This is a genomic window from Lysinibacillus sp. BPa_S21 (genome assembly GCF_023337795.1).
Classification (GTDB): domain Bacteria; phylum Bacillota; class Bacilli; order Bacillales_A; family Planococcaceae; genus Lysinibacillus.
Genome location: NZ_JALIRS010000015.1, coordinates 40,897 through 61,131, shown reverse-complemented (window position 1 = coordinate 61,131; position 20,235 = coordinate 40,897). Strand labels below are relative to the sequence as shown.

The window sequence follows — 20,235 nt, the reverse complement described above, 5'->3', positions numbered from 1 at the left end:
TTCCACCTCTTCTACTATTTTTAAAGGAACTTTACATATGTTCAAAGAAAAACGCGTACGAAAGTAAAAACTTCCTACGCGTTCATAAGCTCTTGATTTATAAAGGCGAATGCGTAGCAAAGAAAAGTGATTTACTAACCTTCTCACCTAACCAAAACATCCACCTTCATAGAGAAATCATTTACGGTGATCTCGTAGAAACATCCGAACCTTATTATCGAACTTATATGAAAGCAATCCTCATCATATATAATTTTTTTCATTTTACTCTTTGTACCCATCAAAATCAACTGATAGTGCGATTGATTAAATATTCCCAACTTTCTTTCAGTTTAACAAAGTCGACCTCTTGTCTGTCCTTACCATAAATAAGTTGTTCATATACATCAGTCAGTCTTTGCATCTCTTCTGTCTCTAACGATTCGTCTACTCTTGTAGCAAATGCTCGCAATGTTTCGCCATCTTTACGTCGTAATCCAATACGCGATAATTGCTTCGTTAAAGCATTGTATGAAGCATCAAAAGTTGTCCAATCCGCTTCTTTTTTACGAAATGCTCGTACTTGCATTTTAGGTATCCACTTTCTACGTTGCATAAACAAAGCAATGCCAGCAATAATCATCAAAATGGCTAGCCCTATCCACACATAAGTAAGCTTTTTCACCCATGTCCATACAGAATCAAAACTAAACGACGTTGAGCTAGCAGTTTCTTTCTTCGGCTCTTGCTCTTCCATCTTTGGTTGCTCTTGTTTTTTTTCTGGCTGCAATACTTGCTCCTGCTGAGGTGTGTCTTGCTCAATATCATAATCAATATTTACATTCCCCGCGAAACCAATTGTCGGTTCAAACTCCATCCAGCCTGTTCCAGGTACATACGCTTCCACCCAAGAATGTGCATTATCATTTGTAATTCGATACTCCTGTAAACCATCTGAGATTCGACCAGGATTACCAGGCGCAAAGCCTTTCACCCAACGTGCGGGTATCCCCGCCGAACGTAGGAGGACAACCATTGATGTTGAGAAATTATCACAGTAGCCAACTTTAGTATCAAATAAAAACTGGTCAACATAATCTTGACCCTCAGCCGGGATTGCTACTTCTTTTTTATCGTATCTAAAGCCATGCGTTGAAAAATATTTTTCAACCGCTTTTATTCGATCATATACCGAAGCTTTATCCTGCGTGATTTCTTTCCCTAGATTCATCACACGTTGCGGCAGTGTATTTGGCAATTGTAAAAAACGATCAAAGGAAGGATCTAATGTTGCTAACGTAGATGGTTCAGACGTTTCAAGTTGCTCCATGCTATATACAGGCTCACTATAAGAGAGCGTATAGTTAGACAATAATTTTGACTCGCCATTCTGTTGTTCTAATGCTATTTTTTCAGTATGTTCATCTTGAATAAACAGTGGTGAATCTTGAGCAGAAACAGATATCATGCCATACGTTTGTAATAAAAATGGCATTGGGGCAGCCATGTCTATTTTAATTTGACGTTCATTTTCAGGAGATCCAACTTGCAATGAAGTTTGGATAGGAGTATTGTTCTCATAAACATTTTTGCCAAAATTCCCATCTGAAAGAATCCAGCCTTTCGACGTATAAGTATCCTTTGTATCAATGCGCCAATAATGGCGATCACGGGAAGTTGCTGTGAAAATCAGTGTATCATCACCTTGGAACGGTCCTCCCAATCGGCTATCATCCTCGCTGTAACCAACTTTTTTTTCACCTGCTCCAAGATTCCCTTGCCCTGCGACCCCTTTAATAAAAGGTACTGGATCTGCCCAAATCGGGCCTGTCTTAGGTAAAAAGAATGCCACTACACTGACAAGCATTACCGCAACGATCATCGGAATAGCTAATTTCCACTTTCCTATTACATTGCTCGGTGCATCCGTTTGAAGCCATAAACGCTTCACAAAAAGCAAGCCTGTCATGATTAATCCAAGCACAATAACTTTAACAATGGCTACCGTTCCATCATAGTCACTAAACGTATCTAATGTAGCGATAAAGAATACAGTTAACGCGAAGAAATAGAATATATTTTTTCGCACAGTTATCCAGTGATGAATGAGGTATATTAACATCCAAATAAGCGCAAGGAATAGCACCGTTCTAAATGAATCCGATACTTGTCCAAAATCGCCCGAAAGAATGGTCGTCATATTCCATTTCCATTCATGCATTAAAAATGGTACTGTCTGTCCAGATATTAAGGGACTTTCACTATAAACAAACACTATAAACCAAGTTATATAACCGAATTTCACTAATCCCGACAACATTGGATGTACTTGAAATAAGCTAAGCACCAATGATAAACCGATAAACACTAAAAATAAATGAACTAAGCCTGTATTGGTTAGCTGCATTACAGGAATAAGCCATTCACGTAAAATTAGAAAAATAATTACGTATGCTAGTGCTAATTCTATAAAATTTCCTAGTGATTTTTTCACGGCTTCATCACCTCCGTGAACAAGTGGTAATAATCTGTTGGATTTACATGTACAACTTGAATTTGTTTATAACGTTTTGCCAGCTCTGTTTGCATAGGTGGCTGCTCTGCTACTACAAAACAAATACAGCCTTTCACCATATTGGCAAGAGAATGGAGTAATTCATCCGATACTTCACTCGTAACATACAACAATGTTGCAACATGCTTAAACACTTGCTGATCTTGTAATTGAAATTTGACAGTTTCAGCAGGTTTTATAGCAGCTAAATGATGCATTACTTGGTCTAGCTGCTTATTACCTTGGATAATCGGAAACACCTTCGTTTTAGAACCAGCTGAAACAAATGAAATATCTCCACGTTCTTCGACAATTGTTTGTAGCATCGAGGCTACAAGCTCTATTTTTTCTTCAAATAATGGAGACTTTCCGGCATGGAGTACCAACATTAACTCCTGTGATTGACGATCTTCAAATTCCTTAGATTTCAACGTTTGTGTTTTCGCAAATGATTTCCAGTGAATCCATGAAAAACGGTCACCTGGAACATACTCACGTAAACCAACAGCCATTGATGTATCCTTAACAATTGAATAAGGTGACATCATTGTACCCACATCATATTTTGTTTGAAGCGCGGCATACCTCATCTCGCGTACTCTAGGGTAAACTAAAATGACTTGTTCCTTTTTTGCCGTAACTCGCTTTTTCGCCCAGCCAAAAAAATCACAGAAAACAATATTAACACCTAAGTAACGGTGCTCGCCACGGGACATATTTTCCAGTATATAATTCCAACTAAATTTTTTCCTGAAGCCCACGAACTTAATGGTATTCGTTCCTTGCACCCTCGATTGAACAAGGACTTCACTGTCCACAAGTTCCTCCATCATCATATAAACAAACGGAAAGCGTGTTTTTCGTTCTACCGTAATTGTAACCTTAGCAGATTGTCCACACTCAACATGGGAAGGCTCAATTTTGCGCTCCACTAGCAAAATTTCTTCTTTCACCAATAAGAAAATAAATGCATATAACAAAAAAGGACTAACCGTAAAAAACACAAACCAGCTGACAAACCCACCTTGGAACATGGCATAACAAAACGTTATGATCATTAACAAAGATACTAATAAGAAATGCTTACTTTTCTCTATTAAAGCTTGCCATTTCTTCATTGCTCTGCAAACCTCTTTGTCGGCACAGGTGTTTTCGCAATAATGCGCTCAATAATTTCCTCTGCTGTTACGTTATCATAACGAGCATCTGGTTTTAATACTAAACGATGGCTAAAAACAAAAGGCACTAAATATTGAACATCATCAGGAGTTACATAACTACGTCCTTTCAAAAATGCATAAGCTTGTGAAGCTTTCATTAACGCAATCGTTGCGCGAGGACTTACACCTAAATATACATAGCTATTTTCCCTTGTTTGAGTCGCTAGTTCGACCATATAGTTTTTAACGGAATCTTCAACATACACACCCTGTACAAGTTCCTGCAATTCATTTAATTGTGCAACCGTTAACACCGCTTCGATTTTTTCAATCGGTTTCCCATGTTCAGCACGACGAAGAATTTCCACTTCTTGGCCTCTCGAAGGATAGCCCATCTTTATTTTCAGTAAGAAACGATCTAGCTGCGCTTCTGGTAACGGATAAGTTCCCTCATGCTCAATAGGATTTTGTGTGGCCATAACGAAAAATGGTTGACTGATGGTTACGGTTTTACCATCAATAGTAACCGATGCTTCCTCCATCCCCTCCAGTAAAGCAGATTGTGTTTTTGGAGAGGTACGGTTAATTTCATCAGCTAAAATTACATCCCCCATGATCGGACCAGGTCGAAACTCAAATTCCAACGTTTTTGGATTATAGATAGATACCCCTACAACATCTGATGGTAATAAATCAGGTGTAAACTGAATCCTTTTAAACTGTGCATCAAAGGATTTTGCAAGCGCTCGCACCATCATTGTTTTACCGACACCAGGTACGTCCTCAAGCAAGACATGCCCTCTTGCCAGCAAGGCGACTATGCTAAGCTCTGCAACCTCTCTTTTGCCTATCATTACTTTTTCTATATTTTCTAACACATCTTGTATTTGTGAATTCATCAATCAAAAACCTCCTATTTCATTTTCATAAATTGTTCGAATTGTATGTTAACTTATTTTTAGAATAACGAAATATGTTTAGTAACACAATTATATGAAACATTCCTTCATCGCTTCATCTCTTTAGTTCGAGCACTTAGTGAGAAAAGTAATAACCTACAGCATGAAAAAGAAGGCTTGCTTGAATACAATTCAAACAAACCTATCTTTAGTATAACGTCATTACCTATCAAAATGTTACAGATTTAATTTTTTTAACCATAAATTCTCTAAGGATGATGAATTTTCTTGTAAAAGCATTTCCTTTATCTCACCCGAAATAAGTATGTTTCCTTCATGTAAAACTAACACGTCGTCCGCTACTTCCTCCGCAAAAGCAAGTAAATGCGTAGAAAATATGACAGTACAGCCCTTTGTTTTTTCCTCAAGCATCATTTTTTTCAGCTCTGCAATCCAATACGGATCAAGACCATTCGTTGGCTCATCTAAAATAAGCAAAGAGCCCTCACCTAGTAAGCTTTGAGCGAGATTAAGCCGCTGACGCATCCCTTTTGAGAAATGCTTCACTTTTTGCTTACGAACATCCCATAAAGCGACACGCCTTAGTACATCTTCCTGCTCTTTTTTATCCACTTTCTTTAGAGAAGCGAGGAGCTGCAAAATTTCTGCAGCGGTTAACATAGAAGGAAAGTCCACATCGTCAGGCATGTACCGAATAGCTTGGGGTTTATGCCATATTATTTCTCCTGATTTTTGCTTTTCCTGCCCAGTTAGTAGGCGAATTAAAGTACTCTTTCCAGCACCATTCCCTCCTACAAGAGCTAAAATACGCCCCGTCTGCAAAGAAAAGGAGGCTTCATGAAGACCTCTATTATTATCATAGATATTCGATAACTTCCTTGCTTCTAATAGCATCATCTTTTATCCCCTTTCTATCCATCATGCCTCGGCATAATTGCGTCCACAATCCACCGGAGGCTTTAACTTCTTTCACTGAAAGAAGTTAAAAGCAATCTAGCGTAAGCTAACGGACATATTATCCACAGCAATGTCACAGCTACGTATACTGCATAACCTAGTGGCGACGAGTAAAACTGCGTAATTTTATAAAATGCAGGTCCAAGTACGCTAGCCTGATCTGTAAAAATAAAGTAGCCAAAGCGCAGCCACTCCACAGGATTAATATGTATCGCTATAATCGTCAGTTTTTGAAGAACATGCCCCGCCACGACAGTGCCAATTGCCATTAAAGCATAAGAAATTAGCAGTAAAAAAATAGACCAAAACACAAGTGATAACGATAGTGCAAATAATCTTGTTTTCGCAAAGGCTCCTACTGCAATGGCCAATGACACAAAAATGAGTATACAAAGCAAAGTTAAAATAATAAAAATAAATGGCAAACGCACGCCACCGAGAAATCCACCAAGCGCTAATATTACGCCAAACGCCACGACAACGACCAATAAAAAAGCAATCACAGAGGCAATATACTTTCCTGCAATATATTGCTTACGTGTCATCGGATATGTTTTTAATAATGAAAACCAGCCTGATTCCACATCACCAGCTACACTCATACTACCGATCGTTAATATAAACAGAGGCAATAAAAACAACAATACGTTTAAAAATGAAGCGGTCTGTCGTGTAAAGCCCTCTACATCGGGTAGTGCCATTTGTTGAATGACAATGATAGCTGTAAAAACGAATGTAAAAAGTACACCTACAAGTTGCATCCAGCGACTTCTGAGCATTTGCTTTAATTCTAGTTTAATAAGCATACTGTACATCACTCATGGATCCCCCATTTAAAATCATGTAAATCCTTATAGGCAAGTAGTTGACCTTCTCCCTCTTTCGTCATCCAGTCTTGTACCGCTTTCTTCGAATCGAATGCAACTACCCCATAGTTCATCGGAGTCCAATAATCCTTGCTGTACACATAAGAGGCATTAAAAACGTCAATCCATTCATTTTTTGCTGCATCTTTAATATAGGCAGCCCCTATCTCATCTTCCCCATTTGCTTCTATATATTCCATTAGGCAACCAATGTCATCGAAAATTTCATAATCACCATTCTTTAACGCGATCTGACCGGCATATTCGTTGTGAACGATACTCATATTGCAAATTTTACAAACATCGGTTTCACTCACTATTTCACGAGGTTCATAAGTTCTTTCACCACAGCCTATCAACACCCCACAACTTAGCATTACAATCATCATCCATTTTTTCATTGTGATATTCCTCTTTTCCATAGCCATAAACTACTTAACGTTAAGAATAATCCTACGAGCATTTGCACCACATTTATCTTGTTCTTTTCGGATACTTGCTTCACTGCCAATTTTGGCGTCTTATCAACAAGTATGTTCTTTTCAGTTTTATTAATTTGCTGATCCAGCGATGTTAGTAACATGACACTTGGAGATGCCACGAAATATTGGTAAACAGGCTGGCGTACCATCCATTGACCAAAACTTGATACGGCCACATATGGCGTATCACCGATACCGTTGTCTTTTAAGTCAATCCCGGAGTAATCGTCATAATAATTATTAACTAGTTGAAAACCTTGGGGATCTGAGCGTGCCGTTAAAATATTTCCTGTAAAGTTATTACTACTAGCCATTGTGTCTTCACTTGCCTTTGACCCTTCAATGGCTGTTTGGTTCATCTGAAAATCATTTGCTTCTATTTGGATCGTTGAACTTTTCTGCATTGCAATACCAGTTCGGTTATTTTTGATTGTGTTATCTTTAATTTTTGCTTGCTGCACATCATACAGCAGCATACCGTAGCCATTAAAATCAAAATGATTAGCTATTGTATTACGCTCAAGGAGTATGTCTGTTGTCATCATTATCATAAGACCCGTCACATTATGAACATATGTATTAAAAAGTGCTTTAGCATCACTTGTATACATAAAATGCGTACCGTAACGACTGTTTGTCACCTTATTATGTTGAACAACAATATGCTTGACCTCCTCTACATAAATTCCGTCCTGTACTTGCTCAATCGTATTGCCTTCAATGGTGATGTCCTCACTCTTAAAGATAGCTACTCCATTACCTTTTTTGGCATAATGACCTTCGCTACCAGTTACATTGATATCATGTATGTGTACATTTTTGGAGCGTTGTATATGGACACCTGTATGCATATCTTTAATTTGTATATTTCGTAGCTCAAGTCCATCTACAGTACTTGCAACAATCGCTTTATTTTTCCCTGATAGCGTTATATTTTCTACAGTGACATTAGCAGTGTTTTCAATTCGTAGTGCTGGGTTATTTTTTACGCCAGCAAGTTTAGTTCCTTCCTCGCCTTGTAGTGTTATTGGTTTTGTCACTATAAAATCGCCTTGGTAACGACCAGCAGGAATATGAACGACATCCCCAGGTTTTGCTACATTGATGGCCTCCTGCACATCGAAATCGGCATACACTGTCTGACTCATGAATAGAAAAAACAATAAGGCAAACCCTATTTTTCTCACCGATTCTTACCTCCCAATCCAGCACGAAAAGACTAGAGGAATTCCCCCTAGTCCATTCGACTAATGACTTTGACCATCATGATTCTTTTCTTCCATATGCATAGAATCAGATTCACCTTTGGCTTCTTTTTCTGCTTTTTCTTTCATTTTCTTATTACGGCGTTCTAATGCATCGTCTTTAATTTTTTGTAATTCCTCTACATGCGCAGTAGGTTTGTCAGCGATATATTTGTCTGCATCAGCTTTATTGGTGAAATAAATATAACCCCAGTTCATTGGTGATTTTAGATCGGTTTTAACAATTGTTACATCTTCAACCTTTACCCAATCTTTTGTGATATGATCACGTACAAATTTTTCGTTCTTTTCATTATTTGCCACCTCTGCATTTACTAAGCAGCCAATGTCATCATAAAAGGCAACTGTTCCATCCTCTTTTATTGCTTGAGTAGAGAATTCCCCCATATCTTCGTCCTTCAAATATACTTTCATATTACACATTTCACACATTGTACCTTCTTTTGGCTCTTGTAAACGTGGATCCACTAATGAAGCGACTTGTTTAGTTTTATCCTTAGCTTCTGTATCACTTGCCGCAACATCTTGCTTCGTTTCTTCTTTCTTAACTTCTGCTTTTTCTGTACCACAAGCCGCGAGTAAAAATGATGCTGCTAGTACAGGTAACCATATTTTTTTCACAATTACTTCCCCCAAATTCTTTTTTCTATTACCAATAACTACTTTACAGGTAAGTTGTGAAATAAGTTAAAAATAGCTGTGAAGTATTGGAAAAATTACCTTGAATATTCATTGAACATCTCGACTTCAAATATTTTGAATGAAAAATATAACTTCCATTTTTTAATCATTTAGATTATAGGTAATGTGATTAGGGTGTCATATTTATCGCCCTTCGGCAAAGCGAAACGACAGCAACAATATTCCATTGACAAAATTTCACTTTTTTCAATTTAATAAAAAAACTCCCTACATCTAGAATGATGTAGAGAGTTCGATTTATGATGTTAGATAGAAGAACGGTAACTATTGAGAAACTTCTTTTGCTTGCTGACTAAACTTAGCTTAACGGCAGTTTCATTTAATTCATTGCGTATTTGTAAATCGTAAGCACCGTCAATATAACTAGCCGTTACTTTATTTGGTTGTTGCTGTTGAATTTGTCGAGTGTTACTTATATGCTTTTTATCTTTATTCTTTTGCAAACTATTTTTAAACTGTCGCTTCGGATTTTGTCCGAAATTATGACTTAAATCTCCGGCATGTAAATACTGTTGTTCGTTACGAAATATACTGCTAGTCGTCGAACTTACTCTAGAAGTCCTCATAAATCATTACCCCTCCTTCACTTTTTATCAACTGTATAGGTATATGTATCGACATTATATGCTTAAACTTAATAATACAGAACCAAATTTCTTAAAAATAAGAGAAAAGAGCTATTTTCAAAAGTGTTCATCACTTTTTCTTATAACTCTTTTCCCAACTATTTAACGGCTCATCACCTAGAATCGGAGATGATATTTATAAAAAACGTATTCCATTGGAGTGAAGACTGGGCGACTCCAATCAACTTATCTATTTAGCATATCTTTAATAACTACCATCATAACTTCTGATAACGCAAATATGATTACTTCCAAAAATCATCGAAAATTGTAATTGGCATATGGCGTTTGTGCTGAGAACGTAAATAATGCCCTTCTAATGTTTTACGAGCTTCTTCAGGGATTTCCTTCCCCTCCAAATAATCATCAATTTGGTCATACGTTAAACCAAGTGCTACTTCATCTGGTAATGAAGGACGATCTTCCTCTAAATCTGCAGTCGGTACCTTTAAATATAAGTGCTCTGGGCAATCAAGCGCAGCTAGCAATTGCTTACCTTGACGCTTGTTAAGACGGAAAATTGGCATTAAATCCGCACCGCCATCCCCATACTTTGTGTAAAAACCTGTAATTGCCTCCGCTGCATGATCCGTCCCTAGCACAACAGCATTATTCATGGCAGCAATAGAATACTGCACCTTCATTCGCTCACGTGCCTTTTCATTCCCTTTGGCAAAATCGCTTAGTTTAATACCCGCATTCGTTAATGCGCTAACACTCGCATCAACCGCATCTTTAATGTTGACCGTATAAGTTTTCGTAGGTTTTATATAGTCAATCGCATCCTGACAGTCCTTTTCATCCGCTTGCACACCGTATGGTAAACGAACAGCCCAAAATGAGTACTTCGCTTCTCCCAGCTCGGCATTTAATTCATCAACCGCAAGCTGCGTGATTTTCCCAGTTAATGTGGAATCCTGACCACCTGATATCCCTAGAACAAATCCCTTTACAAAGCTATAACGACGTGCATATTCCTTTAAAAAATCAATAGATTTGCGAATCTCTTCGTGCGCATCAATAGTAGGTACTACACGTAATTCCTTAATGATTTCTTGTTGTAATGTCATTTTGTTATTCACTCCTTACGCTTTACAATTGATTGACCATTTCACTTACTTCTTCAATATTACGCATTTTATTATTCCAGCACTTTTGGCTTAAATCGACTGGGTATTCCTCAGGATTCATGGCACGTTTATATTCATCCCATAGCAACTCTAAGTTTTTAGCTGCATAATCACGCATTTCTTCTAAGGTAGGATTTTGATATTGTAATTCACCATCTTTAATGACATGATGATGTAAATTCTTAGCTTCAAAGTTCGTTACAAATTTTGATACGAATGTATGAACAGGATGGAACATTTTGATTCTTTTCTCTGATTGAGGATTTTCATCTTGCATCGTAATATAATCCCCCTCTGCCTTACCATTCTTTCTATCAATAATTCGATACACATTTTTAAGCCCTGGCGTCGTTACCTTTTCAGCATTCGCCGAAATTTTAATCGTATCTTCTAGTTGTCCATCGTTATTTTCAATAGCGACCATTTTATAAACAGCACCTAAAGCAGGTTGATCATAAGCTGTAATGAGCTTTGTACCAATACCCCACACATCAACTTTTGCACCTTGAGCCTTTAAGTTTAAGATCGTGTATTCATCTAAGTCATTTGATACGATAATTTTAGCGTTCTGGAAACCTGCCTCATCTAACATACGACGTGCTTCTTTTGACAAGAAAGCTATATCCCCACTGTCTAAACGAATCCCTATAAAATTAATTTTGTCACCAAGCTCTTTAGCTACTTTGATTGCTGTTGGCACACCTGATTTTAACGTATTGTAAGTATCTACAAGGAATACACAATCACGATGACGTTTTGCATAGGAATGAAATGCATCATAGTCATTTTTATAGGCCTGTACTAGTGCATGTGCATGTGTACCTGATACAGGTATATTAAAGAGTTTACCTGCTCGCACATTACTAGTTGATGCAAAACCACCAATAAATGCCGCGCGCGTTCCCCAAATGGCCGCGTCCATCTCCTGAGCGCGTCGTGTACCGAACTCCATCGCCACTTCATTTTTTATAATTTGTTTAATACGACTAGCCTTTGTTGCAATTAAGGTTTGGTAATTCACAATGTTAAGTAAAGCGGTTTCAATTAGCTGCGCCTCTACTAAAGGTGCTTCAATGCGGATAATTGGTTCATTAGAGAAAACAGTTTCTCCTTCCACCATAGAATACATATCCCCTGTAAAACGAATATTTTTTAAATACTCGATAAAATCCTCTTTATAACCAACCTCTTCACGCAAATACGCTATGTCCGAATCACTGAAACGAAAATCGCGTAAATACTCAAGAATTCTCTCTAACCCCGCAAAAATTGCATAACCATTGCCAAAAGGTAATTTTCTAAAATATAGTTCGAAAACTGCTTTTCTATTATGTATACCATCAGCCCAATACGATTCTGCCATATTGATTTGGTACAAGTCTGTGTGTAGCGCTAAGCTATCATCTGCATAGTTTGATCTCACAAGAAACCCCTTCTTCCGCTTTGATAATTAGTCCTAGTATACACTATATAGCCAAATTCTTGCGTAATACATTCTCCTACTTTCATGTTAGATTTCCTCACGTTAATAGTCAGAAAATTTAGAACGGTTCACATTTTAGACACAACTTTTAGTACCGCTTTCATTCCCCTTTTAATAATCTTTTCAGCAAACAATTTCGGAAGACGAAATATACTATGTAACAAAACATAACATGAATAGTCAGAAAATTATTGCGGAGTTTTCTATGACGTTTTAACATGTAAATTAAATTTACTCAAGGAGCTGATATTAATGAAAAAAATAGAAGCAATCATCCGTCCCGAAGTTTTCGGCGCGGTCAGGGACGGACTTGCACAGAAAGGTATTGCAGGGCTCAGTGTTACAGAAATTGCTGGTTGTGGCCGTCAATTAGGGCGTACAGGTTTATTTCGCGGTAATACCTACGAAATTGAATTTTTGCCAAAGTTGAAATTAGAAATGATTGTTGATGATGAAAAAGTAGATCCTATTATTGAAGTTTTGTTACGTAAGGCAGCAACAGGCAAGGTTGGTGACGGTAAAATCTTCATTTATCCAGTAGAACAAGCAATTCGTATCCGCACAAAAGAAGTCGGATCAATTGCAGTAGAATAGGAGCGATATATATGGAAGCAATAACATTATCTATAAATTTAGTTTGGGTGATGCTCGGTTCAATTTTAGTCTTCTTTATGCATGCAGGATTTGCGATGGTTGAAGCTGGCTTTACACGCTCAAAAAACGCAGTCAATATTATTATGAAAAACTTCCTAACTATTTCACTTGGCGGTATTGTCTATTTTCTTTGTGGTTACGCTATTATGTTTGGTGATACAGCTGGCGGTCTCTTCGGTTCAAGTGGCTTTGCCTTAAATGGTGTAGATGATCTTTCCTTCTTTATTTTCCAAACAATGTTTGCAGCAACTGGAGCAACAATTTTATCAGGAGCAGTTGCAGAACGTACTAATATTTTTGCTTATATCTGCGTTATTATTCTCATGTCGGCACTTGTCTATCCTGTTGTTGGTCATTGGATTTGGAGTGGTCAAGGTTGGCTAACAAATCTTGGTTTTATCGATTTCGCTGGATCTACCGTTGTTCATTTAACAGGTGCAGTTGCGGCATTTATAGCTGCGGTAATGGTCGGTCCTCGTCTCGGTAAATATGAAAATGGTCGTGTTAACGTTATTACAGGACATAGTATTCCATTAGGGGCTTTAGGCGTATTTTTACTTTGGTTTGGTTGGTTTGGCTTCAATGGCGCTTCCACATTAGTTGCTGACCCTAAACTTGTTCCTAGTGTAATCGCAAATACATTTTTCGCTGCTGCTGCAGGAGTTGTGGTTACTGCCTTTTATACGAAATTTCGATATGGCCATATCGATGGCTCGCTCACATTAAACGGTGCTTTAGCAGGTCTTGTAAGTATTACCGCTGGTGCCGCTAATGTTAGTATTGTCGGTTCAATCAGTATCGGATTAATTGCTGCTCCACTATTGGTCGAGGGCGTCCGCTTCATTGAATGGAAATTAAAAATCGATGATCCTGTTGGCGCAATCGCTGTCCATGGTATCTGTGGTATTTGGGGTACTCTAGCAATTGGTTTGTTTGATATTAATGGTCAAGGATTATTTTACGGAGGAGGTTCGGGATTATTAGGAGTGCAAGCCGTAGGGGTTATCGCTACAATTGCCTGGGTTAGCATTTCAGTAACAGCTGGTTTATTTATTATAAAAGCATTTATACCATTACGTGTTTCTGCTGAAGAAGAAGTTACTGGTCTAGATGTCATCGAACATGGTGCTCCAGCTTATGAGTTTCAGGATATCTTCAAAGGCTCCGCCGTACGAGGAGAAACATTTGCCCATCGTTTAACTCATTTCGGTAAAACCAATAACAATGTCCACGAGGAACATGTATAGTGTTCTATAAACTTTGTCTTCTTTAATGCAAAAACAAGAATCTGCAAACTCTTTGGCGAGCTGTTTCACCAAAGGTTTTGCAGATTCTTTTTATGCTCTCTCTAGTTCCAGTAAAAATTCTTTCATTGCTAGTCCACTACGAAAGCCTGTTAGCTTACCATCTTTTCCAATCACACGATGACAAGGAATAATCGCCAATATTGGATTGGCACCGATTGCACTACCTACAGCTCTTACAGCCTTGGGATTGCCGATACGGTTTGCAATATCCGAGTACGTTGTCGTTGTACCATAAGGTAACTCCTTCAACGCGTCCCATACAGCTAATTGAAATGGTGTCCCTTTAACATGAATCGGTAAATCAAACTCAGTAAGTTCTTTATTAAAATAAGCCGTTATTTGCTTAACATATTGCTGTAGCTTTTCTTTATTCTCTTCAAAGCAATAGCCTTTAAATGGCTTTTTTGCCCACACTTCTACCTCTTCAAATGGCGCATTCGGTGTTCCGATATATACAAGACCTTCATCTGAAGCAACAATATACATATTTCCTTGTGCATATGTTAATGTATCTACATATAATACATCCATTCTCTCTCCCCCTTAACTTAATTTAGGATCTTCACCAAAACGTGTGGTTGATTTCCGTTCCGACTGGGCGCTTTGTAGCTGGCGCTTCGCTTTCGCTACAGATAAAACATTGCCGCTGACGCTTCGCTTTCGCGCAGAGCAGAGCTTCCTGGGGGCGTTCGATGAGCTGCACCGATGTTGGTCACGAAGGCGTTATCACAGGATGTGATGGTTTTAGCCTTCGTTCCCTTGACGCTAACCCCCAAGGAGTCGCCCAGTCTTCACTCCAATCAACTTATTTACATAGTAGACGTTTTATCAAAAGTCATCCACAACCTTCGATGACTAACCCTAATTTATGCATTACTAATAAAATGTTAAATAAATTTTGAAACTTTAGCTTCCCTTTGTTTCATGCTACAGTTATTTTATCTTAAGCGTGTTGATTTATTGAATGATACAAGGATTTTTTTGTTGCTATTTTGCTAATGTATTCCCATTTTTACTGATTGTAGCGTAGGGCTACTCGACTCCCGCGAGAAAGCGAGACAGACGAGACCCTGAGGCCAACACGATGTTGGTCACGAAGGCATTGTCACAGGACGTGACGCACTTAGCCTTCGTTCCTTTAGCGGAGGAAGCGGCTCGACGCTCGCCCGCAGGAAGCCTTGCTCTGCGCGAAAGCGAAGCGGCAGCGACAAAGCGAGTAGCCCGTAGCGGAAATCAGAGCCTTCTAATTAATTTGAATGGATAAAAATAGTTAATCAATACACTTAATTTTACCTATTAGTATAAAGGAGTTTTCACTTTATGAATATATCATATGAGCCTGCTATCCATTTTCAACAGGTCACCTTTTCATCGAATGACAAGATGATATTAAAATCAATTACTGGTTCTTTCCCGAAAGGAAAAATCACTACATTAGTCGGCCCTTCAGGTGCTGGTAAAACAACTTTACTTAAATTGTGCAATGGACTATTATCCCCTACAGATGGTCAAATATTAATTGATAATCAAGTCATTTCTGCTTACGAACCCACCGCTTTACGAAGACATGTGGGTATGGCTCTTCAAGCGGCACCTATGATAGAAGGAACTGTATTTGACAACCTTGCATTGCCTCGCACGTTACAAGGAGAAAAGCTTACAGAGCAAGAAGCTATCCAATATTTACAGGATGTCGGACTCGATCAAAGCTTTTTACAACGACCTACGAATAAATTATCAGGTGGACAACGACAAAAAGTCTCTATTGCAAGAACACTTATTAATCAATCCTCCATTTTATTGCTTGATGAAATCACATCTGCATTAGATCGTCAATCAGTGCAAGAAATTGAGACACTTATTGCTACAATCAATAATAAATTTAATGTCACAATCATTTGGATTACTCATAATTTACAGCAAGCGCTGACAATCGGACATTATACTTGGGTCATGATGGACGGAGAACTTATTGAAACAGGAAAAAGCTCCCTCCTTAACGCACCTAAAAATCCACGTGTTGCTGAATTTGTACAGGGGGTGAACGCATGACGTATACTTCGCTTTCCTTAACGTTAATTTTTGTTTTAATCCCTCTTCTACTATCAAAAACCTTAAAGCTAGGACTTGAAAAAGATACACTCATCGCTACTATTCGTTCTATTATTCAACTACTTGCCGTTGGTTATATTTTAAAATTTGTCTTTGATGCTCAAAGCTATATTTATATTTTCCTTATGGTTACGTTAATGATTATAGTAGCAACACTAAATGCTCGTAAAAAAGGGAAAGGTATTAAAGGTATTACATGGAAAATAGCGCTAACCCTTATTGTAGTAGAATTTGTTACGCAAGGAGTATTGCTTGGTTTTGATATTGTACCTGCAACAGCACAGTATATTATTCCAATTAGCGGCATGATGATTGGTAATTCAATGGTATTATCGGTTCTATTTTTAAATCGTTTTACATCGGAAATTGCAAGTCATCAGAATGAAATTGAATTAATTTTATCGCTTGGTGGCACACCTAAACAGGCCATTCATCGACAGCTAATGAATGCGATAAAAGCAAGTATGATTCCTACAATCGAAAGCCAAAAAACAATTGGTCTTGTTCAATTACCCGGTATGATGAGTGGCCAAATAATTGGCGGAGCAGACCCTATTCAAGCGGTGCAATTCCAATTATTAATCATTTTCGCCCTGCTAACAGCTGCGACATTATCGAGCATAATGATAGGTTTTTTAAGCTATCCTGCACTTTTTAACGAACGTTTACAACTATTAGAAACGAAATAATTATTATATTGAAAAGAATATTTATTTTCTAAATTATGTTATAATAAAGAAAAAAGAAATGCAGTGAGGAGAATGACCATGTTATTACGCGATTTTTTCATCCATTTATCTGAAAACCAACTATTGAATAGTGCTGCAAAAAAATACGGACTAAAATTAGGAGCACAAAGTGTAGTAGCTGGTACAAATATTGAAGAAACGATTGCGAGCATCAAAGAGCTTAACGCAAATAAAATCTCTTGCACAGTAGATAATTTAGGGGAATTTGTTTCAACTGAAGAAGAAGCAACAAAAGCTAAAGAACAAATCCTCGCTGTTATTGAGGCTATTCACGAAAACGGTGTTGATGCACATATTTCGTTAAAGCCATCTCAATTAGGTTTAGATATTGATGTTGATTTTTGCTACGATAATTTATATGAAATTGTAGAAAAAGCAGCAGCATATGATATATTCGTTAACTTTGATATGGAAGACTACGGTCGTTTACAAACGTCCTTTGATATGGTTGAAGAGCTATCCAAAACGTTTAATAATGTAGGTACTGTTATCCAATCTTACTTTTTCCGCGCTAAGGACGATATCGAAAAATTCCAGGACTATCGACTTCGTATCGTAAAAGGTGCTTATAAGGAGCCTGCAGAGGTTGCTTTCCAAGATAAATTAGATATTGATTTAAATTTCATCGAGTTAATCGAATATCATTTGCTACATGGTAAATTTACGTCTATCGCAACACATGACCATAATGTTATTGCACATGTAAAACGCTTTGTAGCTGAAAATAATATTCCACTTGATAAATTCGAATTCCAAATGCTTTACGGCTTCCGTACAGATTTGCAAAAAGAGCTTGCAAAAGAAGGTTATAACTTCTGTGTATATGTACCATTCGGCGAAGATTGGTACGGCTACTTTATGCGCCGTTTAGCGGAGCGTCCTCAAAATCTTAATCTTGTAACTAAACAAGTATTTACGAAAAAAACGAATACAGTCCTTGCTGTCGCAGCAGGTGCATTCGTTCTTGGACGTTTAACAAAACGCAAAAAATAATCATAAAAAAACCTTATCGTCTCTATAGGCGATAAGGTTTTTAAGCATAAAAAAATTTTTTTAGGAGTTTGGACACTTTAAATGCGGTTGATTTCCGTTCCGTGCTACTCGCTTTTTGTTGCTGTCGCTTAGCTTTTGCACAGACTTCGTTAGCATTACGCTTTTGCACGGATTTGCTGAAGTTTCGTTTAGCTTTATAACTATGAAATAAAGTAACATGCCAGAAGATACATACTATGTGAAGTGGTTGATTGGAGTGGAGGCTGGGCGACTCCTTGGGGATCAGCGTCACAGATGAGACCCTGGAACGAGCAGCGCGAGTGAAGCGGCTCATCGGACGCCCCCAGGAAAGCGCCCAGCCGGAACGGAAATCAACCCCTCGTTCTGCAGAAGAACCCTACTTTTTTATATGACACCTTAATCTCATTGACATAATAGTTTTTCAACAATATGAAACCTTATCGTCTCTATAGGCGATAAGGTTTCGAGTTTTCTATTTATTCCACCCTTTTTCCTTAAAACGTGCGATGGCTTCAATGCGATTCCCAACATTTAATTTTTCTAATATAGTGGAGATATAGTTGCGGACAGTTCCTGCCGATAAAAATAATTCTGCAGCAATTTCTTTTGTCGTCTTGCCCTCTGCAACAAGTGTCAGTACCTGGCTCTCACGGTCAGTTAAAGGATTTTCACTATCATCCTCATAGACAAAATCAACGAGTTCAGGTGCATATATTCTTTTGCCATCCATAATTGTACGAATAGCATTGACCAACTCTTCTATCGGACTATCCTTTAATAAATAGCCACGAACGCTGGCTTTTCTTGCACGCTCAAAATAACCTGGTCTTGCAAATGTCGTTAGTATAATCACTTTACAATCAGAACCTGTACCATGCAGTTCCTCGGCAGCATCCAATCCAGTTTTCACTGGCATTTCAATATCCATAATACAAATATCAGGCTGATGCTCTTCAACAAGCGCCAATGCTTCCTCACCATTTTTTGCTAAACCAACGACCTCCATATCATCCTCCATACTAAGTAATGAACGTAGTGCGCCTAATAGCATACCCTGATCTTCAGCAATTACAATTCGTATCATGTCACAATCCTCTTTTCTATATGTTCTTCAGATTTTCTTTGACTTTCTGATGCGTAATCGCCACTGGAATCGACACTGTTAATGTAGTGCCCTGTTCACTTTCGATTTTAAAAGAACCGTTTATAAACTCTAACCGTTCTCGCATTCCTTTTAGTCCGTTACCCGTTTTCCATGCTTGCTTTTTGGAGATTCCTTGTCCATTATCACGAACAACTAAATATACTTCCTTAAAATTTTGATGGAAAGCAATTTCACATTTTGTAGCTCCACTATGCTTAACGACATTATTAACTGCCTCTTTTAAACACATGGATAATACATTTTCTACAAGTGGTGGAACTTGTAAAGAATCTTTATCACCTTCAAATATAAACTCCATTTCAGCGGCCTTTAATATTTGAGAAATACGCATAAGCTCATCCTCAAACCTAGCTGTTCGCATATCCGATACTAATTCACGCACCTCTTTCAATGCGATACTTGCCGTTTGACGAATATCCTTTATCTCTGTTAGAGCCTGCTGTGGATCACGTTCAATTAATCTTGAAGCTAAGTCACTTTTTAAGCCTATCATCGATAACTTTTGGCCAAGCGTATCATGTAAATCCCGAGCAATACGTTGGCGTTCCTCAAAAACAATTAATTCAGCTATTCGCTCATTAGCAGTCTCAAGCTGACCCTCTAAATTTTCGCGTTTATTTTTTGAATAAATCGTTAGTGGGAGAAGTACAACCGCTAGAATCGTTAACACAACAAATGGGAGTTGTGATAAAAATAAGTGTAGTTCAACGAAGAAGCCAGCACCTGTAGAAATAACCGTAAAGCCAATATGTAGTCCATACATAATATAGAAACCAACAGGTTTACGAATATTTCCAATAAAGAAAGCTGTGAAAATTGATAAATATACATAGCCATATAATATGGTCATAACGATATTAATGACCATTTCAAAACTAATCCACATATAAACAAGCCCGTTTTTCGAATTCATTGAAAACCGATAGAAAATAAAATATAGCATTAAAAATGTAATACCTATTGATATTTCAATATACGACGATTTTCTAAAAATGAAGAAAAACGGTAGGAAACAGAAAATAATCCATAAATATATACTGAGCATTGGACTATTCGGAATAATACTATGCCATTTCCTCAACATAATCTCACGCTCTTTCCTACTTTTCC

General features: G+C 37.8%; 19 protein-coding genes and 1 riboswitch. Of the genes, 5 read left to right on the top strand and 14 right to left on the bottom strand.

The window, feature by feature from the left end:
• Positions 1–149: 149 nt before the first annotated feature.
• Positions 150–251: riboswitch (purine riboswitch) on the bottom strand.
• 35 nt (positions 252–286) lie between these two features.
• The 11 genes from MOK21_RS21025 to MOK21_RS20975 form a co-directional block, all read right to left on the bottom strand.
• On the bottom strand, positions 287–2,473 hold the full coding sequence (locus MOK21_RS21025; RefSeq protein ID WP_249075903.1) for a transglutaminase TgpA family protein: 2,187 nt from the start codon (positions 2,471–2,473) through the stop codon (positions 287–289).
• Positions 2,470–3,651 (bottom strand): DUF58 domain-containing protein, encoded by a 1,182-nt coding sequence (locus tag MOK21_RS21020; protein WP_249075902.1) that lies wholly within the window; start codon positions 3,649–3,651, stop codon positions 2,470–2,472. Before MOK21_RS21020 ends, MOK21_RS21025 begins: the two co-directional genes overlap by 4 nt.
• On the bottom strand, positions 3,648–4,592 hold the full coding sequence (locus tag MOK21_RS21015; protein ID WP_249075901.1) for an AAA family ATPase: 945 nt from the start codon (positions 4,590–4,592) through the stop codon (positions 3,648–3,650). The genes MOK21_RS21020 and MOK21_RS21015 overlap by 4 nt, the downstream gene beginning before the upstream one ends.
• 237 nt (positions 4,593–4,829) lie before the next feature.
• Positions 4,830–5,510, bottom strand: a complete 681-nt coding sequence (locus MOK21_RS21010) for an ABC transporter ATP-binding protein (protein WP_249075900.1) — start codon at positions 5,508–5,510, stop codon at positions 4,830–4,832.
• Positions 5,511–5,572: 62 nt separating this feature from the next.
• On the bottom strand, positions 5,573–6,385 hold the full coding sequence (locus MOK21_RS21005) for an ABC transporter permease (RefSeq protein ID WP_249075923.1): 813 nt from the start codon (positions 6,383–6,385) through the stop codon (positions 5,573–5,575).
• Positions 6,385–6,837, bottom strand: a complete 453-nt coding sequence (locus MOK21_RS21000; RefSeq protein WP_249075899.1) for a nitrous oxide reductase accessory protein NosL — start codon at positions 6,835–6,837, stop codon at positions 6,385–6,387. Before MOK21_RS21000 ends, MOK21_RS21005 begins: the two co-directional genes overlap by 1 nt.
• Positions 6,834–8,105: a right-handed parallel beta-helix repeat-containing protein gene (locus MOK21_RS20995; protein WP_249075898.1), complete on the bottom strand. Its 1,272-nt coding sequence runs from the start codon at positions 8,103–8,105 to the stop codon at positions 6,834–6,836. The genes MOK21_RS21000 and MOK21_RS20995 overlap by 4 nt, the downstream gene beginning before the upstream one ends.
• 60 nt (positions 8,106–8,165) lie before the next feature.
• Positions 8,166–8,804 (bottom strand): nitrous oxide reductase accessory protein NosL, encoded by a 639-nt coding sequence (locus tag MOK21_RS20990; protein WP_249075897.1) that lies wholly within the window; start codon positions 8,802–8,804, stop codon positions 8,166–8,168.
• Between the two features lie 326 nt (positions 8,805–9,130).
• Positions 9,131–9,451: an NAD synthetase gene (locus MOK21_RS20985; RefSeq protein WP_249075896.1), complete on the bottom strand. Its 321-nt coding sequence runs from the start codon at positions 9,449–9,451 to the stop codon at positions 9,131–9,133.
• Between the two features lie 305 nt (positions 9,452–9,756).
• Positions 9,757–10,581 (bottom strand): ammonia-dependent NAD(+) synthetase, encoded by an 825-nt coding sequence (nadE, locus tag MOK21_RS20980; protein ID WP_249075895.1) that lies wholly within the window; start codon positions 10,579–10,581, stop codon positions 9,757–9,759.
• A 22-nt stretch (positions 10,582–10,603) separates the two neighbouring features.
• The gene (locus MOK21_RS20975; RefSeq protein WP_249075894.1) at positions 10,604–12,064 is read right to left on the bottom strand and encodes a nicotinate phosphoribosyltransferase; all 1,461 of its coding nucleotides are present in this window, start codon (positions 12,062–12,064) and stop codon (positions 10,604–10,606) included.
• Positions 12,065–12,376: 312 nt separating this feature from the next.
• On the opposite strand from MOK21_RS20975, the gene MOK21_RS20970 reads away from it, so the two are divergent.
• Together MOK21_RS20970 and MOK21_RS20965 are read left to right on the top strand one after the other, a co-directional pair.
• Entirely contained in the window at positions 12,377–12,718 is a 342-nt protein-coding gene (locus MOK21_RS20970) for a P-II family nitrogen regulator (protein ID WP_249075893.1), read from the top strand.
• A gap of 11 nt (positions 12,719–12,729) precedes the next feature.
• The gene (locus tag MOK21_RS20965) at positions 12,730–14,025 is read left to right on the top strand and encodes an ammonium transporter (RefSeq protein ID WP_249075892.1); all 1,296 of its coding nucleotides are present in this window, start codon (positions 12,730–12,732) and stop codon (positions 14,023–14,025) included.
• A gap of 90 nt (positions 14,026–14,115) precedes the next feature.
• On the opposite strand, the gene MOK21_RS20960 is transcribed toward MOK21_RS20965, so the two are convergent.
• Entirely contained in the window at positions 14,116–14,616 is a 501-nt protein-coding gene (locus MOK21_RS20960) for a methylated-DNA--[protein]-cysteine S-methyltransferase (protein ID WP_249075891.1), read from the bottom strand.
• 789 nt (positions 14,617–15,405) lie between these two features.
• Here MOK21_RS20960 and MOK21_RS20955 point away from each other — a divergent pair.
• The 3 genes from MOK21_RS20955 (at position 15,406) to MOK21_RS20945 (ending at position 17,939) form a co-directional block, all read left to right on the top strand.
• Positions 15,406–16,137 carry an ABC transporter ATP-binding protein gene (locus tag MOK21_RS20955; protein ID WP_249075890.1) on the top strand — a complete coding sequence of 244 codons (732 nt, stop codon included), beginning with the start codon at positions 15,406–15,408 and terminating at the stop codon, positions 16,135–16,137.
• Entirely contained in the window at positions 16,134–16,886 is a 753-nt protein-coding gene (locus MOK21_RS20950; protein ID WP_249075889.1) for an ABC transporter permease, read from the top strand. Before MOK21_RS20955 ends, MOK21_RS20950 begins: the two co-directional genes overlap by 4 nt.
• 78 nt (positions 16,887–16,964) lie before the next feature.
• On the top strand, positions 16,965–17,939 hold the full coding sequence (locus MOK21_RS20945) for a proline dehydrogenase family protein (RefSeq protein WP_249075888.1): 975 nt from the start codon (positions 16,965–16,967) through the stop codon (positions 17,937–17,939).
• Positions 17,940–18,432: 493 nt separating this feature from the next.
• Here the strand turns inward: MOK21_RS20945 and MOK21_RS20940 are convergent, their stop codons facing one another.
• Both MOK21_RS20940 and MOK21_RS20935 read right to left on the bottom strand, forming a co-directional pair.
• Positions 18,433–19,044 carry a response regulator transcription factor gene (locus MOK21_RS20940; protein ID WP_249075887.1) on the bottom strand — a complete coding sequence of 204 codons (612 nt, stop codon included), beginning with the start codon at positions 19,042–19,044 and terminating at the stop codon, positions 18,433–18,435.
• Between the two features lie 16 nt (positions 19,045–19,060).
• A complete protein-coding gene (locus MOK21_RS20935; protein ID WP_481817367.1) occupies positions 19,061–20,209 on the bottom strand; it encodes a sensor histidine kinase in 1,149 nt (382 codons plus the stop codon).
• Positions 20,210–20,235 lie beyond the last annotated feature (26 nt).

Bases quoted from the DNA above. Each gene is read 5' to 3' on its own strand.
- MOK21_RS20940 (WP_249075887.1), bottom strand. From the start codon at position 19,044: ATGATACGAATTGTAATTGCTGAAGATCAGGGTATGCTATTAGGCGCA.
- MOK21_RS21010 (WP_249075900.1), bottom strand. From the start codon at position 5,510: ATGATGCTATTAGAAGCAAGGAAGTTATCGAATATCTATGATAATAAT.
- MOK21_RS21020 (WP_249075902.1), bottom strand. From the start codon at position 3,651: ATGAAGAAATGGCAAGCTTTAATAGAGAAAAGTAAGCATTTCTTATTA.
- MOK21_RS20985 (WP_249075896.1), bottom strand. From the start codon at position 9,451: ATGAGGACTTCTAGAGTAAGTTCGACGACTAGCAGTATATTTCGTAAC.
- MOK21_RS20970 (WP_249075893.1), top strand. From the start codon at position 12,377: ATGAAAAAAATAGAAGCAATCATCCGTCCCGAAGTTTTCGGCGCGGTC.
- MOK21_RS21005 (WP_249075923.1), bottom strand. From the start codon at position 6,385: ATGTACAGTATGCTTATTAAACTAGAATTAAAGCAAATGCTCAGAAGT.
- MOK21_RS20945 (WP_249075888.1), top strand. From the start codon at position 16,965: ATGTTATTACGCGATTTTTTCATCCATTTATCTGAAAACCAACTATTG.
- MOK21_RS20965 (WP_249075892.1), top strand. From the start codon at position 12,730: ATGGAAGCAATAACATTATCTATAAATTTAGTTTGGGTGATGCTCGGT.
- MOK21_RS20960 (WP_249075891.1), bottom strand. From the start codon at position 14,616: ATGGATGTATTATATGTAGATACATTAACATATGCACAAGGAAATATG.
- MOK21_RS21000 (WP_249075899.1), bottom strand. From the start codon at position 6,837: ATGAAAAAATGGATGATGATTGTAATGCTAAGTTGTGGGGTGTTGATA.
- MOK21_RS21015 (WP_249075901.1), bottom strand. From the start codon at position 4,592: ATGAATTCACAAATACAAGATGTGTTAGAAAATATAGAAAAAGTAATG.
- MOK21_RS20955 (WP_249075890.1), top strand. From the start codon at position 15,406: ATGAATATATCATATGAGCCTGCTATCCATTTTCAACAGGTCACCTTT.
- nadE (WP_249075895.1), bottom strand. From the start codon at position 10,581: ATGACATTACAACAAGAAATCATTAAGGAATTACGTGTAGTACCTACT.
- MOK21_RS20935 (WP_481817367.1), bottom strand. From the start codon at position 20,209: ATGTTGAGGAAATGGCATAGTATTATTCCGAATAGTCCAATGCTCAGT.
- MOK21_RS20950 (WP_249075889.1), top strand. From the start codon at position 16,134: ATGACGTATACTTCGCTTTCCTTAACGTTAATTTTTGTTTTAATCCCT.